Origin of the sequence: Streptomyces sp. NPDC096132, assembly GCF_044763345.1 — a bacterium.
Classification (GTDB): Bacteria; Actinomycetota; Actinomycetes; order Streptomycetales; family Streptomycetaceae; genus Streptomyces.
On sequence record NZ_JBIWGA010000010.1, the window covers coordinates 308,977 to 330,655 of the forward strand.

Below are 21,679 nucleotides of genomic sequence, written 5' to 3' on the forward strand. Positions count from 1 at the left end.
CCTGAACACGTCAATAGACATGCACGGACGCATACCTGATTTCTGTTCATGTAGATGGACACTGGGAAGGTCCTCAAGGGATTCACGCAGGAGCCTCACACGGACTGCACACAGTCCTGCGCACAAGTCGTTAGCGTTGCCCGCCGTCGGATCCCCGCCTAGGAAGACCGCAAATGGACTACTGCTCCACGTGTCGCCGGCATCTCAACGGCGCCCTGGTGTGCCCCGGATGCGGCGCCTACGCCCCGGACATAGCTCCGGTCACGTCGGGCGGTCGCACCGTCGCCGCCCGGGCCGCCCGGGCGACGCCGTACGGGGACACCGCGCCGCTGCCCGAGCCGGTACCCACCCCCGAGAGCGTGGCGCCCGCGCAGTCCGCGCCGTCGGGGCGAGCGGCGCGGCGGCGGCAGTTGGCCCGCTGGAAGAAGAACCAGCGTCGCGCCGTCGTCGCCACGGCCGTCGCCCTGGTCGGCGGCGGGCTGAGCGTCGTAGCGCTGGACCGGCAGAACGGCGAGCGGGCACAGGCGGCCTCGGCGCCGGAGAACCCGACCGCGATGGGTGGAGAGGAACCGACGTCGGAGTACACCCGCCCGACGGACACCGGCTCCGACGCGCACCGGTCCTCGCCCTCCCCCACCGCCCCGTCGCGGTCGACCGACCGCGCACGCGAGCAGGACGCGCCCACGGACATCCACCCGGACGCCGCCGCGTCCCCGCGGACCGACTCGACGGCACCGTCGGCCACGGCCCGGCGGCAGACCACCACTTCGTCCTACGACGGCACGGTCACCACGCCCACCGGCACGACCGACCAGCAGTCGTCGACGTCCACCACGACGGACGGCACGGACACGTCGGCAACGACACCGACATCGACATCGACTTCCTCGTCGTCGACGTCCTCGTCCTCGTCGTCGTCCTCCCAGACGAGCTCCTCAACGGCGTCGACCTCACCCTCGGAGGTCTGTCTGCTGGGTCTGGTCTGCCTCAGCTGACCGGACCGGGCGTCGCGGTGGCGTGGTCCATCAGCGCGTCCGCCGAGAACGTGTGGCTCGTACCGTCCTTGAGGGTGACCGTGAACGTGCCGGTGAGCAGGCCGTCCGGTCGGCCGTCGGGCCACCAGGCGGTCATCCGGCCGTCGTCGACCGTGGCGCGGGCGGTCTTCCCGTGGTCGTGTACGACGACCTCCTCGACGTCGGAACCCACCGCCCCGACCACATAGTTGAACTCCTGGTCATCACTCCCCCGGGCGCCGTAGGTGTCCAGGGAGATCCCGTCGGCGGGCAGCGCGACCACCGGGGAGATGGCCATCGCGATACCCGAGCCGTCCGATCCGGCCAGGCAGTACACCGCGTCGCCGCCCCGGGTGACGACCATGGAGGCCACGTTGCCGCGGATGTCCGCGTTGCTGACCTCGGGGGAGCCGGTGCCCATGTCCTCCGTCAGGTCCAGGCACTGCTTCCCCGCCGCGGAGCCCATGGCCGCGGCGGTGTCCAGCACCTTGGGCGTTCCGGTCCAGCTGGCCAGCTCCGCCGAGGAGAGCGGCCCGCTGCCGCCGATGCCCGGCAGTCCGCCCGTCACGGCGACGAGGGCCGTACCGGCGGCGAGCGCACCGGCCAGCGCGAAGCCGGTCCGGCGTACGAGCGGGCGGCGGAAGAACACCCCGGCGCTCCCGGCCGGCCGCCCGGTGTCGGCGAGGATCGTCCGCAGCAGGGTCTCCTCGCGGTCGATCTCCGCGGCGGTCGGCTCGGTGCGCGGGGCGGCGTCGAGTTCGGCGAGGCGGGAGAGCAGGTCGTTGTTCATGGTGATCGAGGGCTCCTGTCAGTGGTTCGTGGCGAGGACGGGCGAGGCGGTGGCCGTGGCGCTCAGCCGACCGGCCAGCCGCCGCCGGGCCCGGGTGAGGCGCATGGCGTACGCGGCGCGGGTGCAGCCGAGGACCTTCGCCGCGTCCTTGGCGGAGAGCTGCTCCCAGACGTGCAGCGCGAGGACCTCCTGGTCGGCGTCGGCGAGCGACTGCCAGGCGGCGGCGAGGTCCATGCGGTCGTCCGCGCGGGCCGTCGGGTCGGCCGTGAGCGGGTGCGCGCCGAACGCGTCCCCGGCCTGCTGGACGCGCACCGCGAGCGCCGAGTGCCTTCGCATCCCACGGTTCGCGTTCAGCATCACCTTGCGGGCCGTGCCGAACAGCCAGGGCCGCGGGTCCTCGGGCAGCTCACGCCTACGGCGCCACGCGGTGAGGAACGTCTCCCCGACGATGTCGTCCACGTTCATCGGGTGGGCACGCCGGCGTACGAACCTGAGCACGTCCTCGTAGTGCGCCCGGTACACCTCGGTGAACTGGGCCTCGGTATCGATGGGCATGGCTTCCTTCCGTAGCTTCTGCCCTTACGTGTCCACGACGGCCACAGGTGCAACAGGGGTTCTTCGCGGGGTTCGGGAAACGCGTCGGGCCCCGGCCGGAAAGCCGGGGCCCGAGCGGGGTGGGTGCGGTCAGCGGACGTCCACGTAGTCGGCGCCCGAGGCCGCCGACGCCGTACTCGACGAGCCGGTGAAGACGTAACGCCAGTAACCGTCGGCCGAGGCCTTCACGGTGGTCTTCAGGTTGCCGGAGCTGTCGGCGGTGACCGTCTTCACGAGGGTGTAGGCGGTCGCGCCCGCCTTGCGGAACTGCAGCTGCACCTTCATGCCGGAGTAGCCGTGGTAGCCGCCGAGGGTCTCCCAGTCCGCGCGGGTGAGCTTGCCGGTGACGGTGAGGGTCCCGCCCCTGACGACCGGCTCGGGGGTGGCGTTGGCGGTGAGGGCCGAGTCGCGGACGACCGGCACCGTCTTGATCGCGTGCACGTCCCGGACACCCGTGCCGTCGGCGGACTCGGCCCAGACGGCCACCTTCCAGGCACCGGCGAAGGCGTTGCGGCCCAGGCTCCAGCGCGGGTGGATGTACGCGAACTGCGCCTCGCAGGTGGACGTGGTCTCCGTGGCCTTGGTGCAGGTCGCCGGCCATGTCTCGTACAGGACCGCGTCGGGGGTGTCGTACGTGCCCCGGTACAGGAGGATGCCGGCGTTCGCGACGCCCGCCGGGTCGTTCACGGTGAACTTCGCCGTGAACTCCTGGAGCGGCTCGGTGGTCAGTCGCACCGGCTTGCCGCCGTTGACGACGACGCCGGAGACGCCGGTCGCCCCGGCCCGCTCGTCGCCCTGTGGCGCGGGGCCCCCGAACGCCCGCCGCAGGGTGCGGGTGAGGCTGCCGCCGAGGTCGTCGGCGGCGGTGACGCGCAGGGACACGAAGGAGGCGCTGGCGGGGACGTCGAGGGTCGCCGAACCGTCGGCCGCGAGGGGGAGGTCCGTCCAGGTCGCGCCGTCGTCCGTCGAGTAGGCGAGGGCCGTGACCTTGGTGTTCGCGTCCGCCGCGGCCCGGTTGCGGGTGGTCGCGGTGGTGTCGACGCGGACCGTCCCGGCGGCCGCGCGGCCGTACCCGTCCAGCCCGTCGACGGTCACCCGGGCGTCGATCAGCGGGAGTTCCTGCCCCGACTGGTAGGCCGAGCGGAACGTCCACAGGCTGTGGACATCCGTGGAGAGCCGGGCGTACGGGACGCGACGGTGGACCGTCTGGTCCAGGGTGTACGTCCGTTCGGCCGACGGCAGGGCCGAGGAGGTGACCGTGTCGTACGCGTCGAGGCCGGACGCCTGGGCGTAGGTGACGCCGTCGGAGCCGGTCAGCTTGTAGCCGTACGTCGCCCGGCCGTCCAGGCCCTGGTGACCCGCGGTGTCGGCGTAGGCGAACGGCTCGTACAGCCAGATCTTCCCGGCGTTGCGCTGCGAGCCGCCCCACTCCCGGCGCACCGGCTGGGCCGGGCCCGTGCCGAGCACCTCGCCCTCGGTGGTCCCGGCCGGCAGGGTGCGGTCGGGCAGGTCCAGGCTCAGGTCGCCGGTGCCGTAGTGCAGCAGGCGGCTGTAGGTGACCCCCGGCGTCGCGTACTCGGTGACGGAGCCGGCCACCGGGACCGGGCTGCCGATGTACACGCCGGTCCACTCGCCGAACTGCGGGACGCTCAGCAGGTCGGCGGGGGTGCGGGTGCCCGGGGCCCGCACCGTCGTGACCGTCTTCGCCAGGTCGGCCCTGAGGACCGTCTTCACCGGCGACGTCGGCACGGTCGTGGTCCAGGTGTGCGTGAGGTCGTACCTGGTCGGGCTCGGGACGGCCGCCGAGGAGCCCTTCTTGCCGAGCACGTCGTGCAGGCGCAGCGAGACGCCCGACTGCTTGAACGGCGTGACGTACACCTTGTCGGCGCCGCCGCCCGCGAAGCCCGCCAGGTCACCGCCGGGGACGCTGAGCCACGCGGCGGAGGACATCCGGGTGGCCGTGGTGTCGTCCGTGCGGATCGCGGTCTCCTTGGCCAGCCGCTGGTCGAAGGAGACCGTGGTGGCGGCCGAACCGACCGTGAAGGTACGGGTGAGCAGGTAGCTCGGCTCCTGCCAGTCGTTGTGCAGCGCGACGGAGAAGTAGTCGCCCGGCGGCAGCTTCACGGTCGCCGACGGACCGATGACGTCGCTGTTCACGGCGTACGACGTCCAGGTCGTGCGGTTCCAGACGTAGAACAGCTTCGACCGCACGTCGGCGTGGGTGATGTTCAGCTTCACCGTGTACGTCGCCGCCGACACGTAGGTGTCGCGCTCGGGGCTCGTGCCCGTGTCCTTCGCCGCCGCCGACGCCGACGCCGACGCCGACGCCGACGGGAGCGTCGTGGTCTCGGACGTCCCGGCGGGCCGCACCGACACCTTGCCGTCGACCGCGCCGATCGCGTACCGGGACGTCCCGCCCCCGGCACCCTCCGGGTCCGCCGTGATCCGCACGTCCCGCCCGTCGACCAGCTCGACGCGACCGCCGTCCGCCAGTGCGGCGCTCGGCGTGTCCGCGCCCGCCGCGGAGACCACGCCCACCGTGGCGGGTTCGCCGTCCGCGGCCGTCGCCGTCATCGTGGGTGCCAGCAGCGCCGAGGCGGTGACCACGGCCCCGCACAGCCCCACCGCGGCGGATCTTCGTCCTCGCCCGCTCCGGAAACCGGACATCGACTGCCCCCCTTGTCGTTTCCCCTGGAAAGCCACTCCTGGCGTGTTCATCACAGGAAGCGGCCAGGCCACTCTAAGGGAGCGGGTCGGACACCGAGTAGCCGGTTACCGAGGGCCAGCGGACGGTCAGGACGACGGACTCCTCCTCCGCGTACCAGGAGTGGTCGACGCCCCGGCCCCAGACGACGTAGTCGCCCTGCTCGGCCAGGAGGACGCTGCGGCCGGGGAGTTCCACCCGGAATCGGCCGCTGATCAGCACCAGCAGGGCCGTGCGCGCCTCCCCGGTCACCCACTGGGCCCGCTCGTCGCCCTTCGGATGGACGCCCCACTTGATCTCGACGTCCTCACTGTGCCGGGGATCGGAGGCGTCCTTGAAGTGCCCGAGCAGCCAGCCCCGGTCCAGCGCGGCGTCCCGGCCGGCGTTGCCGACGTAGACGGTGCCCGAGTCGGGGCCGGCGTCACTCATGGCGGGATCAGACCTTCGTGAAGCAGTACGTGTAGTCCATGCTGCGGCTGTTGCTGACGAGGATGCCGTAGTCGTACTCCGACCCGCACTTCTCGCCCTCGCCCATCAGCACGTCCTCGGTCTTGTACTGGGCCTCGGAGGAGTCGCAGTCGACGATCGTCGGCACGGGCTCGCCCTGCGGGTCCGCGACCTTGACGCAGTCACCGATGTTCGGGCGGTGCGTCGCGTCCTCGGAGGCCTGCGCGGACGCCGACGCCTCCGCCTTCGCCTTCCCGCCGTCGGGGTCGGTGTTGTAGTCGTAGACGTAGTAGGCCAGTCCGCCGAAGATCGCCAGCACGACGGCGGCGGACTTCACCATCCTCGACGCCCCGCCCGGCTGGGGCCGCCCGGGCCCGCGCGGCGGCTGGGGCTGCTGGGGCGGATAGCCGTGCGGTGCCTGCGGCTGCTGCGGGTAGCCGTAAGGCTGTTGCGGCTGGCCCTGGTACTGCGGCTGGTTCTGGTACGGCGGTGGTGCGGACATGCCTGAGAAGCCCCCGTTGTCGACTGAACTCGATGCGGTCAACGTGACATTGACGGGCCGGAGGCTACCTTTCGGCCACGGGTCATCGCGAATCAGAAGGCCCCCGTCCCACGGGCTTCACGATCACTCCACATAACCGTCAGCGGGCCGTGACCCTCCCCAGCAGACCGAGTTCATGGACGAACGCCTCGGCCAGGAGTTCCGCGTCCTCGGCGCCCGAGTTCGTCGCCACGCTCAGGGTGTATCCCTGGGCGCAGCCGCCGAGGCCGAAGGTGACGGTGTCGTCCGGGGGGATCATGGGAACCGCGGTGACCTGCCGCAGGCGCCGCCCGGCGAGCGTGCGGCCGGTCTCGCGCAGATGGACGTACGTACAGGCGGCCGGAGCGTACGCGGCGGCGAAGACCCGGCCTCGCGCCAGGGCCTGGACCGTCCCGGGAAACGCCCCGAACGCCCCCTCGACCAGCCGCTCCGCCACACCGCGCGGGCGGGTCACCGTGGTCAGCAGGCCGGTACAGGCGGCCAGCCGCGCCACGGGATCGGCCAGGGTCACCGGCGCCGCGACACGGACGTTGGTGAACGCGTTGCCCAGGAAGTCCCCGTGCCCGGCGGGCCGTTGGTCGACCGGGACGGACAGCCAGACCTGCCGTGCCGCGCCCTCCGGCTCACCGCGGTCGGCGGTCGCCAGGCAGGACCGCAGCACCCCGGACACCACCGCCATGAACACCTCGTTGGTGGTCGCCCTCCGCCCCGTGACGGCCTCGCGCGCGGCCCGCAGGAGGTCGGCGGGAAGCCGTACGACGGTGTACGCCGGTTTCCGCTCGCCCTTGCCCGGCATCGGCACCGGCAGCCCCACCGTGAGCATCCCCGGCCCGCCGGCGGCCGTCCGGCGCAGGGCGCGGGGCTCCGCGACGGACGCGGGCCCGTCCACCGGAGGGGCGCCGTCGAGCAGGGCACGCAGGAGCGTGGTCAGGGAGCGCCCGTCGAGCAGGCTGTGGTGCATCCGGAACAGCAGGGTGAAGTCGCCGTCGGCCGCCCCGCGCAGGAGGTGCAGGTTCCACGGCGGCGGCCCGTCCGGAAACGGCGTGTGGAACCAGCCGCTCACCGCCTCCCGCAGCGTGACGTCCGCGCAGCGCACCCGCCCCGCCGGGTCGGGGCCGTCGTCCACCGCCTCCCACCGGTGCCGCCGCGCCCCCCGCGCGTCGCCGACCAGCCGCTGCGCGAGCCGGGGCAGGTCTGCCCAGCGCGCGTCCACCAGTCTGCGCAGCTCGCCCGGGGTCGGCGGGGCGCCCGCGAAGTCCAGGGCGACCCCGGCGTTGGGCGGGCCGAACGGCCAGCGGGCCATCCCCTCCTCCATGAAGGGCAGAGGCGTCGATCCGGGCATGGGGCTGCTCCTGTCGTGGGGTCCGACACCCCCAACGGCCCGACGCCGCCCCTGGTCACGCAGTCAACACGGGACCGGTCCGGGCTCCCCGATCGGGTGAGCCCCGGCGGGTGAGGGTCACGGACGGGACCGGCGAGCCGTTGTGCAGAACCGCACACTTCGAGGCCGGCCAACAGGACAGGAAATACGCAACGTGTCAGGCACCAGTCCCGCTCACATCGCCGTCGTCAACCTGCCGATGCTCGGGCACGTCAACCCGACCCTGGGCGTGGTCGAGGAACTCGTGCGACGAGGCCATCGGGTCACGTACGCCATCAGCGAGCACTTCGTGCACCAGGTGAAGGCGGCCGGCGCCGAACCCGTCCTCTACCCGGTCGACCCCGGGGACGGCTCGGAGGCGCCGGAACGTCTCGCGGAGGGCCTCGCCCGGGCGGTCCACGCCTCCCTCGGCTCCCTCCCCGCCCTGACCCGCGCCTACGCCACGGACCGCCCGGACCTGATCGTCCACGACGTCTACGGCTTCGCGGGCCTGCTGCTGGGCATGCAGTGGCAGATCCCGAGGGTCCTCTTCTCCCCCACGCATCTCCACTACGACGGCATCGTCCCGGAGTTCTTCGACGGCGAGCCCGACATCTCCTCCCTCCCGGGCTACGCGGACCTGGCCGCCGCCTTCGTCGAGCGCGGCCTGGACAGCTCCCGCCTCCGTGAGGCCGAGGCACCGGACTACGCGATCGCCGCCCTGCCGCGCTCCTTCCAGCGCCGTCCGGACACGGTCGCCGCACGCCGCGTCGCGTACACGGGCCCCGCCCTGGGCGACCGCTCCTACCAGGGCACCTGGCGTCCCCCGCACCCCGACGCGCGGGTCCTGCTGATCTCCCTGGGCTCCCAGTTCACCCGCCGCCCGGACTTCTACCGCTCCTGCGTGGAGGCGTTCGCCGACGGGGACCACCATGTGGTGATGGCGGTGGGCTCCGAGGTGCCGACGGACCAACTCGGCCCGCTCCCCGCCAACGTCGAAGTCCACCCCCACGTCCCCCAACTGGCCGTGCTCGCCCACGCGGACGCGTTCGTCACCCACGCCGGCATGGGCGGCACCATGGAGGCCGTCGCCCACGGCGTCCCCATGGTCGCGGTCCCCCAGATGGCCGAACAACGCGTGAACGCGGACCAGATCGAACACCTCCGCCTGGGCGTCCACCTCCCCCGCGAACAGGCCACCCCCGAGGCCCTGCGCGAGGCGGTGAGGAAGGTGACGAGCTCCCCGGAGATCCGCGAAGGTCTCACGACGCTGCGCGCCGAACTGGCGGAGTCGGGAGGCGCGAGGGCAGCGGCCGACCTGATCGAGGAAGCCCTTCGCTCCGGAGTGACCCCTTGACGCCTTACTTTTCCCGACAAAGGGGCCTTCGAAGAGCGTGGCGGCGCTACGGTGGCATACGGCCACTAATGCTTGACAGCTCTGTGGAGAGGGTAGTCATCAGGTTTGCGAACCGAGGAGGCGCTTTTGAAGCCCAGCAGAAACAAGCCCCAGAGCAAAAGTCGTCCGATCCACAAGGGCGTGTACAGGCATTACAAGGGACAAATGTACCGCGTGCTGCATGTGGCGCAGCACAGTGAAACGTCGGAAGAGCTTGTCGTTTACGAAGAACTCTACGGCGAGCACGACGTATGGGCCCGGCCCATCGGAATGTTCCAGGAAACCGTGGAAACCCGATCGGGGCCCCGCCAGAGGTTTGAACTGGTGAACCTGGAAGAGGATCACAGCCATGGCACCGACACCGTCCGTCGACGCTGACCGGACCGCGGAACCCCAAGAACCCCACCAAGAAGCAGTACGCATCCTGTATGTGAACTATCGCGGCGAGAAATCCTGGCGCAGGGTTCATCCCGTCAGAATCTGGTTCGGGGCCACGGAGTGGCACCCCGAAAATCAATGGCTCATGGATGCCGTCGACCTCGACAAAGAAGTCGAACGATCCTTCGCACTCAAGGACATTCATTCCTGGGAAGAGCTGGGGGCGTAATTGTATGCGGCGGACCGAACCATCAGGAATCTCCTTCCGGCGTTAGACATCGAAGCACGGTTACCGGACTACGGGTTCGATCCCACCACCCAGGTCCAGCCCTGCTCGATAGATCTACGGCTCGACACACGCTTCTGGAAGGCCCGGAAGGTTCCCCGCCCACCAGGTTGGCGCTTCTGGCGCCGGCCGGTACTCGACCTCCGAAAAAAGCAGCTCCAGGAACTGGCTCCCCGACGGCGGTGGCAGAAGATCGACCTCCGCCCCGGAGAAGCCATCGACCTCAAGCCCAACGAGGTCCTGCTGGGGCGCACCTACGAAAAGTTCAGTGTGCCACCCTCGTACGCGGCGAAGATCGAGGGTCGTAGCTCCTACGCTCGCCTCGGCCTGATGATTCACTGCACCGGCGACTTCATCAACCCCGGTTATCGCGGCCATATGCCGGTCGAGCTCGTGAGCTTCGCCCGATCGGCGATCCGGCTCACGCCGCTGATGCCCATAGCCCAACTCATCCTCGTGAAGCTGACGGAGGATCCGGAACGGCACTACGGGCATCAGAGCCTGGAAAGCAAGTACCCCGAAGACGACGGCGGACCCTCCTACTGGTGGAAAGACCGCCTGTTTTCCCAGATCGCCCAGAGCATCGGAGGCCACAACCTGCACACGGACATCCGGGACAGCATCGCCGAACAACTGGACCCGGATATAAGCATCGAAGCCCTCGAACGGCTCGATCGCTACATCCAGAGGCAGCCGGTCGGCGAGATCGACAGCGGCACGGACCTGATGGACCGGTTCGCCGTGTCAGAGGACCGGCGCAGAAAAATCGGGAAAATGGCGCGCGGTGGTGCACTCACCATTGCGTCCCTACTGGCGGGGACCACGCTTGCCTCGCTCTTCGTACATCCCGTCGGGTGGGGCCATTACACGCTCTGGATGGGCGCGGTCCTCGCGGTGATCGTGAGCGGTTTCGCGTTCTGGTACAAGGCGGAGGGCCACTACGGCACAGCGGAACTGAGCAGGCGCCGCTCCAACTTGCCCTGAGCGTCAGCAACTGGCGTAGACGAGGAACTCCGTCCAGGTGGCGGGGGTGACGTGGAAGGTGGGGCCGTCTTCGGGGTGCTTGGAGTCGCGGATGTGGATGGTGGTGGGGGTGGGGGCGACTTCGACACAGGAGTCGCCCTCGGGGCCATCGCTGTAGCTGCTCTTGAACCACACCAGGTCCCGCATCATTCGTCTCCCCGCAGTTGCTCGATGAAGGCCAGCGACTCCCGCGGCGAGAGAGCCTGAGCCCGGATGGTGCTGTACCGCAACTCAAGGATGCGGAGCTGCTTCAGATCGGAGGTCGGCCGACCGTTGAACGCTCCGTGGGAGCGGCCCAGCGCTGTACCGTCCTCGAACTTCAGCACCTCGATCTTGCCGCTGAGCCCCGGGTGGGCGCCGGAGTCCGTCGGCATCACCTGAAGGGTGACATTGCGCAACGACGCCACCTCAAGCAGATGTTCGAGCTGCTGCCGCCACACCATTGTGCCCCCAACCGTTCGTCGCAGGCTGACCTCTTCCTGGACGAAGCTGAGCATCGGCGCGGGATCACGCTCGAAGATCGATTTGCGCGCCATGCGAGCGGACACCAGGCGTTCCAACTCGGCTTCCGAATAAGCGGACTGGGAGACCTCGAACAGGGCGCGCGCATGCTCCGGCGTCTGCAACAAGCCGTGGATGCTGAGACCGACGTACACCCCCATCTCCACGGCCTTGGCCTCCAACTCGGCCTGCTCCCGCACCTTCTTCGGGTACTGGACCTTCTTGACGTCCTCCTTCATCGCCGCGAGCAGCCCACCCGCCTTCAACACCTCGTCCGCCTTGTCCAGGAACTCGGGCCGGGGGATCCGCTTGCCGCTCTCCAGCTTGTAGATCATGTCCTCGCCGTACCCGACGGCTGTGCCGAAGTCGCCGGCCCGCATCCCGACGGCCTCTCGCCTCAGCTTCAGTTGTCGCCCGACGGTGGCGACCACCGCGACACCCCACTCGTCGGTCGGGTCCACCTCCCACCCCGGCTCGTCCCCCTGCGTCATCGCGGAACCCTCCCCATACCGTGCTCGACATGCCCGGACACCACCGGACAGACAGCGGACAGTGACCGTACGCAACCGCGTAGTCACTGTTCACAGTAAGCATGGGCGGCCACGCTAAGTGACGTGATCCAGAAATCCCCCCAACTCGACTCCCCCATCCGCAACTTCGACGTACGTCTGTCCCCCACGCCCCGAGGCGCCCGCCTGGCCCGTCTCCTCGCCACGGAACAACTCCGTTCCTGGGGCCTGCCCATGGACCCGGCGGCGCAGATCATCGCCGAACTGGCCACCAACGCCGCCACCCACGGCCGCGTCCAGGGACGGGACTTCTCCCTCCTGATGTACGTCATCGCGGACACCCTCCGTATCGAGGTCACGGACACACGGGGTGACCGGATGCCGCGTCGCCTCCCGGCCCCCGGTGACGGAGAGTCAGGCCGAGGGCTCCTCCTCGTCGACGCCTACGCCGACCGCTGGGGCGTATACGAGGGCCTGCCGCCCCGCAAGACGGTCTGGGCGGAAGTACGTCTGCCACCGGAACCCAAGATCCTGTGCCCCGGTGATCCATGCCGTCTTTCCCAACCAAGAACCTGGGGAAAGGAACCGCACCAAGCCCCACCCCTCCCGCCCGCTGATCAAACTCACCCTCGCGGGTGAAAAGGACCAACTCAACTGGATTTGGGGCCCATTGCCTGCCTTACGCTCAGCGCAACCACAGCAGACATGCGACGGCCCTCGCAGGGACTGGCATCCCTTGCGAGGGCCTGGCCACCAAGGAAGTTCAGAGCTTCCCGGTGGACGACCACCAAGGAACCGAAACTTCCCGATGGACACCGAAAACCCTAGCGCGCCCGAGCACGCCAAGTCCCGTACGACGGGCAAAAACCACCCTCACGCGGGTCTCGTCCACGACAACGCCCGCCACACCACCCGCTTCACGGTGATCGGCAACCACCTCGCCCAGCACGAGGAACTGTCCCTCCTGGCGATCGGCCTCGGCGTCCACATCCAGTCGCTGCCGCCCGGCGCCCTCATCGACATCAAGTCCCTCGCCAGGCGTTTCCCGGAGGGCACGACCCGTATCGCCGCCGCCCTGCGCGAACTGGAGACCCACGGCTACCTCCGCCGCGAGCGCAAGCGCATCGCAGACGGCCGGATCGTCACCCGCACGGTGTCCTGCAACAAGCCGGGCCACCGCAACACCCCGTCCGACACCTCCAGCAGGCCCGCACCCCGCCCCGCCCAGGACAAGCCACCGCCACGCCGCAAGCTTCTCCCCGCCGTGCCCAAGCCTTCGTACACCTCCCCCGCCCTCCTCGCGGCAGCCGTCGACGTCCTCGCCGGCCTCCGCCGCCACGACCCCCGCCTCCTCCTCTCCACCACCGACGCCGAACACCTCGCCCCCGGCGTCGCCGCCTGGCTGGAGCGCGACCTCACCCCCACGGCCGTACGCGAAGCCCTGACCACCAACCTCCCGACCGAGCCCCTCCACCGCCCAGCAGCCCTCCTCGCCCACCGCCTCACCAACCAACTCCCACCCCCACCGCCCCTCCGCACACCCTCTCCCCCACCTCCCATCCGCCACCCTCTCCGCAACTGCGACGGCTGCGACCACGCCTTCCGCTCACCAACCCCAGGACTCTGCCGTGACTGCCGCGTTTCCCTTGCCCCCACCTCCTGAGACCGTTCTGTCCGGTTCTCTACCCTCAGGCCGGATACTCTGGCCGGGACACCGTCAGGAGGACACCATGAGCTCCCAGGCCGACCACGGGCACGAGCTGATCCCCCGTCCCGAGCTGACTCCTGATGCCCTGCGTGCAGCCCTGACCGTCGTTGCCCCAGGCCGCCTGGACGAAATGCAGGCCATGAAGGACGAGGCCTTTGCCAAGGCGGTCGAGTGGCAATCACTCAGCCCGGTACAGAGCTGGGTCCTGATCTGGGCCAAGGAGATCGAAATCGCCCGCCGTCCGGACCTCTCCACCCGCTACGCCCGGGCGGAGAGCAATCTGGAACATGAAGATCCGGACGTCGCGCGGGAAGCCCTCCGCGAGCTGAGCGCGGTCCTCGACGAGGCTCTGAAAGCAGTGCGCGAGTGAGCTGGAAGTGGGAATACGCCTTCGGCGCCGAAGCAGCCGCTCGTACTGCCCCTGCAGACTTCCTCACCGCCGTGGAACGCAAGGCCGACGAACTGGTCAGAGCGGCCGAAGCCCTCCACATTCACGGTCGGGCCCATGAAGGGATCGACCCGAAGGGCGGCGAAATCATCGTCTCCGGCGGCTGGTTCGGTTACCAGGTCGTCGTACGCAGCGAACGCGTCTACGTCGTCCAGCTCACCTACCTGGGTTTCTGAGCCCCCATGAACGAACCGATCCCTCGCGAATCCACGCACGCCTACCGGGCCATGCGGGACTTCGTACAGGCCATGGACGACACCCTTCCCGGCCGGTTCGAGATCACCAAGGAGGGGATCGTCCACGATCTGCGGGCGCCCGCCGGCCGACACGCGCTGACCACCCTGCACCTGCGAAAACGTCTGGAAAGCGTGATGCCGGAGGAGAACGTGGCGCATGCCGGCGTGCCCGACGTGGAGGACGAGGCCGAGGGCATCATGCGCCGTCCCGACCTGATGGTGATCACCTGGGCGGACATGGACGTACCCGGCTCCTTCGAGCCTCGCACGCTCATCGCCGCCGTCGAGGTCGTCTCCCGGTCCAACCCCGACAACGACTGGGTGACCAAGGTGCGCGACTACCCGCTCAGCGGCATCCCCGTCTACGCCGTCTTCGACCCCCGCACCGGCACCGGCGCCGTCCTCAGCGACATCCATCCCACCCCCGACGGCCCCCGCTACGCCACCCGCAAGGACTTCGTCTACGGCGAGGACGTCACCATCGCCGAGTGGACCATCTCCACCGAGGGGCTTCCTCTCTACGGCTCCTGATCAGCCGCTTCAGCGGGCCGCCGGGAAGCGTGCCCGGACCTCCCACCCGTGCCCCGCTCCTGTAGGCCCCGCCCGCAGTTCCCCGCCCAGTGCCGTGACCCGTTCCCGCAAACCCACCAGGCCGAAGCCGCCGCCGTGGGCCTCGGTGGGGAGTTGGGTGCCGCCGAGGCCGTCGTCGGTGACGGTGGTTTCGAGGCGGCCGTCGTCGTAGCGGAGGCGGACGATGACCGTGGTGGCGTCGGCCGCGTGGCGTCGTACGTTCGTCAGGGCCTCCTGGACCACGCGGAAGGCGGCGGCCTGCACCTCGTGGGGGAGGTCGGCGGGGAGGCCGGGGTCGCGGTCGAGGGTGACGTGCTGGGTGGGGCCCCCGAAGCCGTCCGTCAGGTCGGTGATGGCGGCGAGGTCGCCGACCGGACGGCGCCCGGCCTCCTCCGTGTCCCGCAGGACGCCGACCGTGCGGCGCATGGAGGCGAGGGCCTCGGTGGCGGCGCGTTCGATGCCGGCGAGGACGGGGTCGAGTTCCCGGGGCTGCGTCTCGGCCATCATGCGGGCCACCTGCGTCTGCACCAGGATCCCGGTGACATGGTGGGCGACGAAGTCGTGCAGGTCGGCGGCGATCGCGAGCCGCTCCTCGCGGCGCGTGTCGGCGACGGCGACGGTCCGGCGGTAGTCCAGGGAGCGCAGATACGCGGCGAGCCCGGCGACGAGCCCGACGAGGATCAGTCCGACGAGGGCGAAACCCAGCGCCCCGCCCGAGGGCAGCTCCCGGTAGTACCGCAGCGGCGTGGCGAGCAGCGCCCCCGCGTCCAGCACCGCGCACACCACGACCCAGCGGGGCGGGCAGTGCCGTACGGCGACGAAGAGGAGGGAGAGGAGGACGGCCAGTTCACCCGGGCCGAAGGGGGCGCTGCGGTGGAGGAGGACGGCGGCAGCCGTGTAGAGGAGGGAGACGAGCGCGGGTACGGCCGTGCGGAGCTGCGGGGTGAGCCAGGCGGGGCGGCGGGCCGCCGGCCACAGCACGGCGATCAGGCCGACCGCGAGGACCGCCGCCGGGCGCCGGAGGGGGTACTCCATCTCGTGCGCGGCCGCCAGGTCGACGAACGCCGCCGCGAGGAGCGCACCGACGGCGGCGCCGCGCGCACAGCCCTTCAGCCAACCGGATTTCATGCAGGCCACCGTAGGCGCGGGCGGCGGGCGCGGTATCGGCCGAATGGTCGAGGCGACCGGGGTTTCCCGGCTGGTACGGTCCGGTCATGCCCGACAGCAGGTTCCTGGTCGGCTTCGCGGGCGGCGCGGCCGCCGTACTCGCCCTCTTCGGCGTCACCACGGAACTGGTCACCACCACCGAGTCGACCACGACCCTCGACGCGTACGACACGGTCCTGGTCGACGGGCACAAGGCGCTCGCCCCGAACATCGTCGCCGGCCGCGTCGAGAGCCTCTACCATCCGCTGCCCTGGGTGGGGACGAAGGTGCGGGTGTCCTGCCCCACCGGGCTGAAGGCCGTCGAGGGGGCACGGATCGTCTGCACGGGGCGGCGCGGCGACGGGACGTCGGTGGACGTGCCGGTGCGGGTGGTGAGGGTGTCGGGCGCGCGGCTGACGTGGAGTTTCGAACGCTAGCCCGTCACCGGCTCCTCCTTGGGCCATCCGGGTTGCCGGAACTGCGGCCGGTGCCCGGCACGCCCCATGCTGGGCGGGTGCTGTCGTCGTCTCAGGAGGTCACGATGGGTCGTCTCGACGAGCGGGTGGCGATCGTCACCGGTGGGGCCAGGGGTATCGGCGCGGCGGTGGCGCGCGCCCTCGGGGCCGAGGGGGCCACCGTGGTGGTGGCCGACATCCTCGACGCCGAGGGGACGGCCCTGGCGGCGGAGCTCGACAACCGCTCGCGTCATCTGCATCTCGACGTCACCGACGAGCACAGCTGGCAGAAGGGGCTGGCCGAGACGGAACGGGAGCTCGGCCCGGTCTCGGTGCTGGTGAACAACGCGGGGGTCGCCGGGTGGGGCACGATGGAGGAGGAGAGCCTCGCGCAGTTCCGCCGGGTCATCGACGTGAACCTCCAGGGGCCGTGGCTGGGCATGCGCACGGTGGCGCCCTCGCTGCGCCGGGCCGGTGGCGGGGTGATCGTGAACATCTCCTCGCTCGCGGGCCTGACCGGCTATGCCGGTGTCGGAGGGTATGTGGCGAGCAAGTGGGGCCTGCGCGGTCTGACGAAGACGGCCGCGCTGGAACTGGCTCCCGACGGCATCCGCGTGTGCTCCGTGCACCCCGGCGCCATCCGTACGACGATGACGGCCGGCTTCGACGACTCCTTCGTCTCGGCCCAGCCCCTGCCCCGCTTCGGTGAGCCGGAGGAGGTAGCCCGTACGGTCCTCTTCGTCGTCACCGAGGCCACCTTCTCCACGGGCAGCGAGTTCGTCCTGGACGGCGGCGTCCTGGCCGGCGCACCGACGGTCCTGGACGCCGACCACTGACCTGTCGCTCTCGGGGTCGCCTCCGGGTCAGCGGAAGGCCGAGACGTTGTCCTTCGCCCACTCGGCGAAGCTGCGGGCCGGGCGGCCGAGGAGCCGTTCGACGTCCGGGGCGACCCGCTGGAGGGCGGGTGGCGGTGTGCCGAGCAGGTGCAGTGTGCTGTCCGCGACCGGCTCGGGCATGAACCGGAGCATCGCGGCCTTCGCCTCGTCCCGGGTCTGCTCGACGAACCGCACCGGCTCGCCCAGCGCGTCCCCGATGGCGGCGGCCTGCTGCCGCGGGGAGAGCGCGGCCGGGCCGGTCAGCTCGTAGACCTGGCCGTCGTGGGCGGCGTCCCGCAGCGCGACGGCGGCGACGCCCGCGATGTCGTCCGGGTCGACGGTCGGCAGCGCGACGTCCCCGAACGGGGCGGTCACCAGCCGGTGCGCGCGCACCGCTTCGGCCCACTGCAGGGTGTTGGAGTGGAAACCTCCCGGCCGCAGCACGGTCCAGTCCAGGCCCGAGCGCCGGACGGCGTCCTCCAGTGCGGAGGGGTGGTCTCCGGTGCCGACCCCCTGCGAGGACAGCAGTACGACCCGCCGGACGCCACCCGTGCGGACGACGTCGAGGACGTCACCGAGGTCGCCGCCGGCCGCCATGAAGTCGCCGGAGGTCAGCAGGAACAGGGCTTCGGCCCCGTCGAGGGCGGGTTCGAGGTCCTTCGGCCGGGTCAGGTCGGCCTGGTGGTGGCGTACTCCCGCCGGCACCTGTGCTCCCGGGATCCGCCGGGAGACCGCCGTCACCCGCTCTCCCGCCGCGACGAGCGCCCGCACCAGCGGCCGCCCGACGTTACCCGTTGCGCCGGTCACCACGATCATGAATCGCTCCATCCGTCTAGGTCCGTCGTAGGAAGGGGAGTTCCCGGGGTTCCTGGGGACACGGCGAAGCTACTAGCCTGAAGACAGTAGGTACCTAGAGGAAAGTATTGGGGGAGAGGATGAATGTGACGGAGGTCACAGCGCGAGCGCCCAGGTCCGGGGACGCGCCGGAGAACGCCTGCCCGATCGCCCCGGTGGTCGACATCGTCTTCAGTCGCTGGACCACCCCGATCCTGTGGACGCTCCACGAGTACGGCCGGCAGCGCTTCGTGGAGCTGGAGCGCCGCATCGCCACGATCACGCCCAAGGTCCTGACCCAGCGGCTGCGGCAGCTCGAACGCGACGGTCTCGTCGTCCGCACCTACCACCCCGAGGTCCCACCCCGGGTGGAGTACGAGATCAGCGACCTCGGCCGCAGCCTGGCACCGCTGTTCGCGGCCCTCGCCGAGTGGTCCCCCCACCTGGCCGAGGTCGAACAGGCCCGCGAGGCCTACGACGCCAGGGACCGGGCGGCATCAGCCCGCTGACCGGTCCGGTCCGGTTCCCTCGTCCCAGGCCTTCTGGAGGGCGGGCCGCGCGTTCTCGCCCAGTACCTGGTGCACGCTCAGGCCCGGCAGGGTGGGCAGGTACGCCCAGTGGGTGACCGGTTCGTCGCAGGGGCGGCCGTAGGGGAGCCGGACGACACGGTCGGAGTCGACGAAGCAGTCGTGGTGCTCGGTGCCGTCCTCGGCGAAGTGGAGGGCGGTGAAGACCATGGGGCGTACGAGCCAGAAGTCCTCCCCCGGCCCGTCCTCACGGTCGGACGGGTAGCGGCCCACCGTCGCCGCCGCCACCGGCATCCCGGACCTCGGCAGCCTCTTCCGTGCGTCCACCCACTCCACGACCGCGTCCATCGTCCCTCCCCGCTCCGTCACCGCGCCGGCCGACCGGTCCATTCTCGCCGCCCGGGCCCCGTCACACCTCCAGCACCCCCCGCAGCTCGCCCCGCCTGCGTATCCCCAACTTCTTGTAGGCGCTGGTCAGATGGGTCTCCACGGTACGGCGGGCCACATGCAGGAGCTCCGCGATCTCCATGTTCGTACGGCCCTCCACCGCGAGTTCCGCGACACGGCGTTCGCTGTTGGTGAGGGCGGCGGAGCCGGTGTGGGCGGGGGTGGTGCGGCGGGCGCCGGCGAGCCGCAGGGCCTCGTCGGCGTAGCGCAACAGCCGTGCGCTGCCGATGCGTTCGGCCCGTTCGGCGGCCTCGCGCAGCTGCTCGCGGCCGCGGGTGCGCTCGCCGGCGGCGTGCAACTGCCAGCCCTGGGCGAGCAGCGCCGTGGCGAGTTCGGTCTCGTCCGGGCAGTCCCGCAGGACGGCCACGGCCTCCTCGCCGAGTTCCAGGCCGCGACGGCCGCGGGTCGCCCGGCCGAGGACGCGCAGGGCCCGGCCCACCGTGCGCGGGGTGTCCCACACCCGGGCGAGCCGCAGTTCCTCCTCCGCCAGGGCCAGTGCCTCCCGCGGGTTGCCCATCATCAGCCGGCACTCCGCGGCCGCCTGCCGCCACGGGGTGACGACCGGGCTGACGACCGCACGGGCGGACTGGCGGCGGCCGCACTCCAGGAAGTCGTGGAGGGCACCCGCGTTGTCCCCCTCGGTGAGGCGGAGCACTCCGCGCGCGTAGAGGAAGCGGTTCAGTTCCCAGGAGTCGGGGGCGTCATGGAGGTCGAAGGCGTCCGCGAGCCGGCGCGCCTCCGGCATACGGCCCGTCTCCACCAGCGCGACCAGGGCGTGCGCGTCGGTGTTCGTGGGGCCGGTGCGGCGGCCTGCGCGGGCCGTGCGGCGCAGGGCGAGGAGGGTGTCGTAGGAGCCGCGCGCCGCGGCGATGTCGGCCCTCGTGTCCAGCAGGGCCTGTTCCATGGGGTGCAGGAAGGACGGGCGCTGACCCGCCAGGCCCCGCTCCACCAGCCGTTCGGCCTCGTCGAGTTCGTCGGCCCACTGGGCCACCGCCGCGGCCGTGCCCAGCAGGAACGGCTCCGCCAGCGGGTCGGAGGGCTCCTCCAGCAGGGTCCGCAGCCGGCGCATCGCCTCCCGTGACCCGATGTCCCCGGCCGTCGCCGCGTACCGCACGAGCAGGGCCCGGCCGGAGGCGCCGACCAGCTCCGGAGCGCGTTCGGTGGTCTCCGCCAGCCACCGGTAGGCCTCCTGGCGGACGGTCTGGTCCTGGTCGGAGAGGAGGGCGGACGCGGTCTGCAGGGTGCGGGTCAGCTCGGGGTGGTCGGCCAGCCGTTCCTCCAGGCGGCGCAGCACCTCCACCGCCGTTCGGACCTCACCGGTGCCCGCCAGGGCGGTGCCCAGCGCGATCGCCGTACGGACCCGGTCGCGGGGTTCGGCGGGCAGTTCGAGCGCCTCGGTGAGACGGGGAATGCCGGCCGGGGCGTCGGCCGAGGTGTACTCCAGCGATCCCAGCTCCGTCAGCAGTCGCTGGCGCAGATCGTCCGGCAGCGGCTCCTCCAGGGCGCGGCGCAGATACAGCACGGCGTCGGCGGGGCGGGCCGCGCGCACGGCGACGGTGACCGCGTCGCGCAGCACGCGCAGCGCCCACGGCAGCCCCACCGGCGTGCTGCGCAGCAGCTGCCGGGCCACGGCCTCCACCTCGTCGCCCCGGCGCAGCATCGCCTCGGCGACCGCCCGGTGCGCGTCCTGCCGGCGGCCAGCGGGCCAGCCGCTGAGGACGGCGTCCCGCAGCAGGGGGTGGGCGTAGCGGGGCGTGCCGCAGGCGTCGGTGCGCAGCACGCCCAGCCGGGTCATCGCGGTGATCCAGCCGGCGACCCGGGCGGCGTCGGCGGCGCAGGCGTCGGTGAGGAGCATGGCGAGGCGGTGGGGGGTGTCGTACGTGTCCGCCCCGCCCGCCCGCTCCAGCGCGGCCAGCGTCCGCGCCACCTGTGCCGTGGCCTCCCCCGCGCTGTCCAGCCACCAGGTCACGGCGGCGGGATAGGCGCCCGGGTACAGCGCGGCGCACGTCTCCGGGACGGCCGGCGCGGGCGGGGCGCCCGCGAGGTCGTCGAGGAGGGCGTGCAGGAGCAGGGGGTTGCCCGCGGCGGCGCGTACGCAGTCCGCCGTCCAGCGCGGCCGGGCCGTGGGGAAGGCAGCACGAACCAGCTCGGCCGACGCGTCGTCGGTGAGCGGGGCGAGCGTGTGGGTGCGGATGAGCGAGGGGGTGAGGGTGTGGGTGAGTCCTACGGGCCGGGGATCGATGTCGTACTGGCTGCGCTCGGTGACCACGAGCAGTAGCGGTAATCGGTCGGCGTGCCGGGCCGCCTCCACCAGCCAGCGGCGCGAGGCCTCGTCGGCCAGTTCGACGTCGTCCACGGCCACCAGCACCGGGCCCTCGGAGGCGTACGACCGCAGCAGCCGCCACAGCCGGGCCGCGCTCCCCCGGTCGTCGAGCCCGGGCTCCACGTCCCCGGCGAACTCCGGTACGGGGCCCAGGAGGTGGAGGACGGAGGAGAAGGGGACGGCGGTGTCCCCGGGGGAGCAGCGGGCCCGCAGCACGCGCAGCCCGCGGCACTCCACGTGCGCCACCGCCGCCTCCAGCAGCGCGGACCGGCCCGTGCCGGTGGCTCCGCGCAGCAGGACCAGCCGGCCGGCGCCGGCGCGTGCGCGCTCGACCTCGGCCGCGAGCAGTGCGTGCGCGTCGTCGCGTTCCCGCAACGGTCCGGTCATCCCTGCCTCCTGCCAACCCGTATGTCTGTAGGACGCGGTTCGACTCCACGTCGTACGGCCGGTGTGGCGAGGCTCACGAATGCCTCCCGCACGGCCACCGAACCCCCGTTGACCTGCAGTGATGTTCGCATGCTGTGGTTGCTTGGCTGTTGCTCTCGTGGTCCGCCTCGTGGTCCTCCAC

General features: G+C 71.3%; 25 protein-coding genes. 13 read left to right on the forward strand and 12 right to left on the reverse strand.

What is annotated here, in order from left to right:
- The first annotated feature begins 173 nt into the window (after positions 1-173).
- On the forward strand, positions 174-995 hold the full coding sequence (locus ACIRF9_RS25065) for a hypothetical protein (RefSeq protein WP_403826271.1): 822 nt from the start codon (positions 174-176) through the stop codon (positions 993-995).
- On the opposite strand, the gene ACIRF9_RS25070 is transcribed toward ACIRF9_RS25065, so the two are convergent.
- The 6 genes from ACIRF9_RS25070 to ACIRF9_RS25095 form a co-directional block, all read right to left on the reverse strand.
- Positions 988-1,803: a hypothetical protein gene (locus ACIRF9_RS25070; RefSeq protein WP_403826273.1), complete on the reverse strand. Its 816-nt coding sequence runs from the start codon at positions 1,801-1,803 to the stop codon at positions 988-990. The two genes, ACIRF9_RS25065 and ACIRF9_RS25070, sit on opposite strands and share 8 nt — an antisense overlap.
- Before the next feature lie 18 nt (positions 1,804-1,821).
- A complete protein-coding gene (locus ACIRF9_RS25075; protein ID WP_403826276.1) occupies positions 1,822-2,358 on the reverse strand; it encodes an RNA polymerase sigma factor in 537 nt (178 codons plus the stop codon).
- A 129-nt stretch (positions 2,359-2,487) separates the two neighbouring features.
- Entirely contained in the window at positions 2,488-5,064 is a 2,577-nt protein-coding gene (locus ACIRF9_RS25080) for a hypothetical protein (protein WP_403826278.1), read from the reverse strand.
- A 73-nt stretch (positions 5,065-5,137) separates the two neighbouring features.
- Positions 5,138-5,530: a signal peptidase I gene (locus ACIRF9_RS25085; RefSeq protein WP_403826281.1), complete on the reverse strand. Its 393-nt coding sequence runs from the start codon at positions 5,528-5,530 to the stop codon at positions 5,138-5,140.
- 7 nt (positions 5,531-5,537) lie between these two features.
- A complete protein-coding gene (locus tag ACIRF9_RS25090) occupies positions 5,538-6,050 on the reverse strand; it encodes a hypothetical protein (protein ID WP_403826284.1) in 513 nt (170 codons plus the stop codon).
- A 139-nt stretch (positions 6,051-6,189) separates the two neighbouring features.
- Complete coding sequence (locus tag ACIRF9_RS25095) at positions 6,190-7,431, reverse strand: wax ester/triacylglycerol synthase domain-containing protein (RefSeq protein WP_403826287.1); 1,242 nt, start codon at positions 7,429-7,431, stop codon at positions 6,190-6,192.
- A gap of 193 nt (positions 7,432-7,624) precedes the next feature.
- Here ACIRF9_RS25095 and ACIRF9_RS25100 point away from each other — a divergent pair, with 193 nt between their 5' ends.
- The 4 genes from ACIRF9_RS25100 (at position 7,625) to dcd (ending at position 10,493) form a co-directional block, all read left to right on the forward strand.
- Entirely contained in the window at positions 7,625-8,806 is a 1,182-nt protein-coding gene (locus tag ACIRF9_RS25100; RefSeq protein ID WP_403826290.1) for a macrolide family glycosyltransferase, read from the forward strand.
- A gap of 180 nt (positions 8,807-8,986) precedes the next feature.
- The gene (locus tag ACIRF9_RS25105) at positions 8,987-9,223 is read left to right on the forward strand and encodes a DUF1653 domain-containing protein (RefSeq protein WP_403826451.1); all 237 of its coding nucleotides are present in this window, start codon (positions 8,987-8,989) and stop codon (positions 9,221-9,223) included.
- On the forward strand, positions 9,195-9,452 hold the full coding sequence (locus tag ACIRF9_RS25110) for a hypothetical protein (RefSeq protein WP_403826293.1): 258 nt from the start codon (positions 9,195-9,197) through the stop codon (positions 9,450-9,452). The genes ACIRF9_RS25105 and ACIRF9_RS25110 overlap by 29 nt, the downstream gene beginning before the upstream one ends.
- Positions 9,453-10,493 (forward strand): dCTP deaminase, encoded by a 1,041-nt coding sequence (dcd, locus tag ACIRF9_RS25115; RefSeq protein ID WP_403826296.1) that lies wholly within the window; start codon positions 9,453-9,455, stop codon positions 10,491-10,493.
- Positions 10,494-10,496: 3 nt separating this feature from the next.
- On the opposite strand, the gene ACIRF9_RS25120 is transcribed toward dcd, so the two are convergent.
- Together ACIRF9_RS25120 and ACIRF9_RS25125 are read right to left on the reverse strand one after the other, a co-directional pair.
- Positions 10,497-10,679 (reverse strand): DUF397 domain-containing protein, encoded by a 183-nt coding sequence (locus tag ACIRF9_RS25120; RefSeq protein ID WP_403826299.1) that lies wholly within the window; start codon positions 10,677-10,679, stop codon positions 10,497-10,499.
- Positions 10,679-11,524, reverse strand: coding sequence for a helix-turn-helix domain-containing protein (locus tag ACIRF9_RS25125; RefSeq protein ID WP_403826302.1), 846 nt, complete (start codon positions 11,522-11,524; stop codon positions 10,679-10,681). The genes ACIRF9_RS25120 and ACIRF9_RS25125 overlap by 1 nt, the downstream gene beginning before the upstream one ends.
- A 123-nt stretch (positions 11,525-11,647) precedes the next feature.
- Between ACIRF9_RS25125 and ACIRF9_RS25130 the strand changes: the two genes are divergently transcribed.
- From ACIRF9_RS25130 to ACIRF9_RS25150, 5 genes are all read left to right on the forward strand, one after another.
- A complete protein-coding gene (locus ACIRF9_RS25130) occupies positions 11,648-12,181 on the forward strand; it encodes an ATP-binding protein (RefSeq protein ID WP_403826304.1) in 534 nt (177 codons plus the stop codon).
- Positions 12,182-12,350: 169 nt separating this feature from the next.
- The gene (locus ACIRF9_RS25135; protein WP_403826307.1) at positions 12,351-13,205 is read left to right on the forward strand and encodes a helix-turn-helix domain-containing protein; all 855 of its coding nucleotides are present in this window, start codon (positions 12,351-12,353) and stop codon (positions 13,203-13,205) included.
- A gap of 67 nt (positions 13,206-13,272) precedes the next feature.
- Positions 13,273-13,620: a hypothetical protein gene (locus ACIRF9_RS25140; RefSeq protein WP_403826310.1), complete on the forward strand. Its 348-nt coding sequence runs from the start codon at positions 13,273-13,275 to the stop codon at positions 13,618-13,620.
- A complete protein-coding gene (locus ACIRF9_RS25145; RefSeq protein WP_403826312.1) occupies positions 13,617-13,874 on the forward strand; it encodes a hypothetical protein in 258 nt (85 codons plus the stop codon). The genes ACIRF9_RS25140 and ACIRF9_RS25145 overlap by 4 nt, the downstream gene beginning before the upstream one ends.
- Positions 13,875-13,880: 6 nt before the next feature.
- Positions 13,881-14,465, forward strand: coding sequence for a Uma2 family endonuclease (locus ACIRF9_RS25150; protein ID WP_403826315.1), 585 nt, complete (start codon positions 13,881-13,883; stop codon positions 14,463-14,465).
- A gap of 9 nt (positions 14,466-14,474) precedes the next feature.
- Here ACIRF9_RS25150 and ACIRF9_RS25155 read toward each other — a convergent pair whose 3' ends face one another.
- Positions 14,475-15,632 (reverse strand): sensor histidine kinase, encoded by a 1,158-nt coding sequence (locus ACIRF9_RS25155; protein WP_403826318.1) that lies wholly within the window; start codon positions 15,630-15,632, stop codon positions 14,475-14,477.
- An 86-nt stretch (positions 15,633-15,718) separates the two neighbouring features.
- Between ACIRF9_RS25155 and ACIRF9_RS25160 the strand changes: the two genes are divergently transcribed.
- Together ACIRF9_RS25160 and ACIRF9_RS25165 are read left to right on the forward strand one after the other, a co-directional pair.
- Positions 15,719-16,087 carry a DUF4333 domain-containing protein gene (locus ACIRF9_RS25160; protein WP_403826321.1) on the forward strand — a complete coding sequence of 123 codons (369 nt, stop codon included), beginning with the start codon at positions 15,719-15,721 and terminating at the stop codon, positions 16,085-16,087.
- A gap of 104 nt (positions 16,088-16,191) precedes the next feature.
- On the forward strand, positions 16,192-16,941 hold the full coding sequence (locus ACIRF9_RS25165; RefSeq protein ID WP_403826325.1) for an SDR family NAD(P)-dependent oxidoreductase: 750 nt from the start codon (positions 16,192-16,194) through the stop codon (positions 16,939-16,941).
- Between the two features lie 27 nt (positions 16,942-16,968).
- Here the strand turns inward: ACIRF9_RS25165 and ACIRF9_RS25170 are convergent, their stop codons facing one another.
- A complete protein-coding gene (locus ACIRF9_RS25170) occupies positions 16,969-17,796 on the reverse strand; it encodes an NAD(P)H-binding protein (protein ID WP_403826328.1) in 828 nt (275 codons plus the stop codon).
- Between the two features lie 119 nt (positions 17,797-17,915).
- On the opposite strand from ACIRF9_RS25170, the gene ACIRF9_RS25175 reads away from it, so the two are divergent.
- Positions 17,916-18,323, forward strand: coding sequence for a winged helix-turn-helix transcriptional regulator (locus ACIRF9_RS25175; RefSeq protein WP_403826331.1), 408 nt, complete (start codon positions 17,916-17,918; stop codon positions 18,321-18,323).
- Here ACIRF9_RS25175 and ACIRF9_RS25180 read toward each other — a convergent pair.
- Positions 18,312-18,689, reverse strand: coding sequence for an AQJ64_40280 family protein (locus ACIRF9_RS25180; protein ID WP_403826334.1), 378 nt, complete (start codon positions 18,687-18,689; stop codon positions 18,312-18,314). The two genes, ACIRF9_RS25175 and ACIRF9_RS25180, sit on opposite strands and share 12 nt — an antisense overlap.
- A 61-nt stretch (positions 18,690-18,750) precedes the next feature.
- Positions 18,751-21,498 carry an AAA family ATPase gene (locus ACIRF9_RS25185; RefSeq protein WP_403826337.1) on the reverse strand — a complete coding sequence of 916 codons (2,748 nt, stop codon included), beginning with the start codon at positions 21,496-21,498 and terminating at the stop codon, positions 18,751-18,753.
- Between the last annotated feature and the right edge of the window lie 181 nt (positions 21,499-21,679).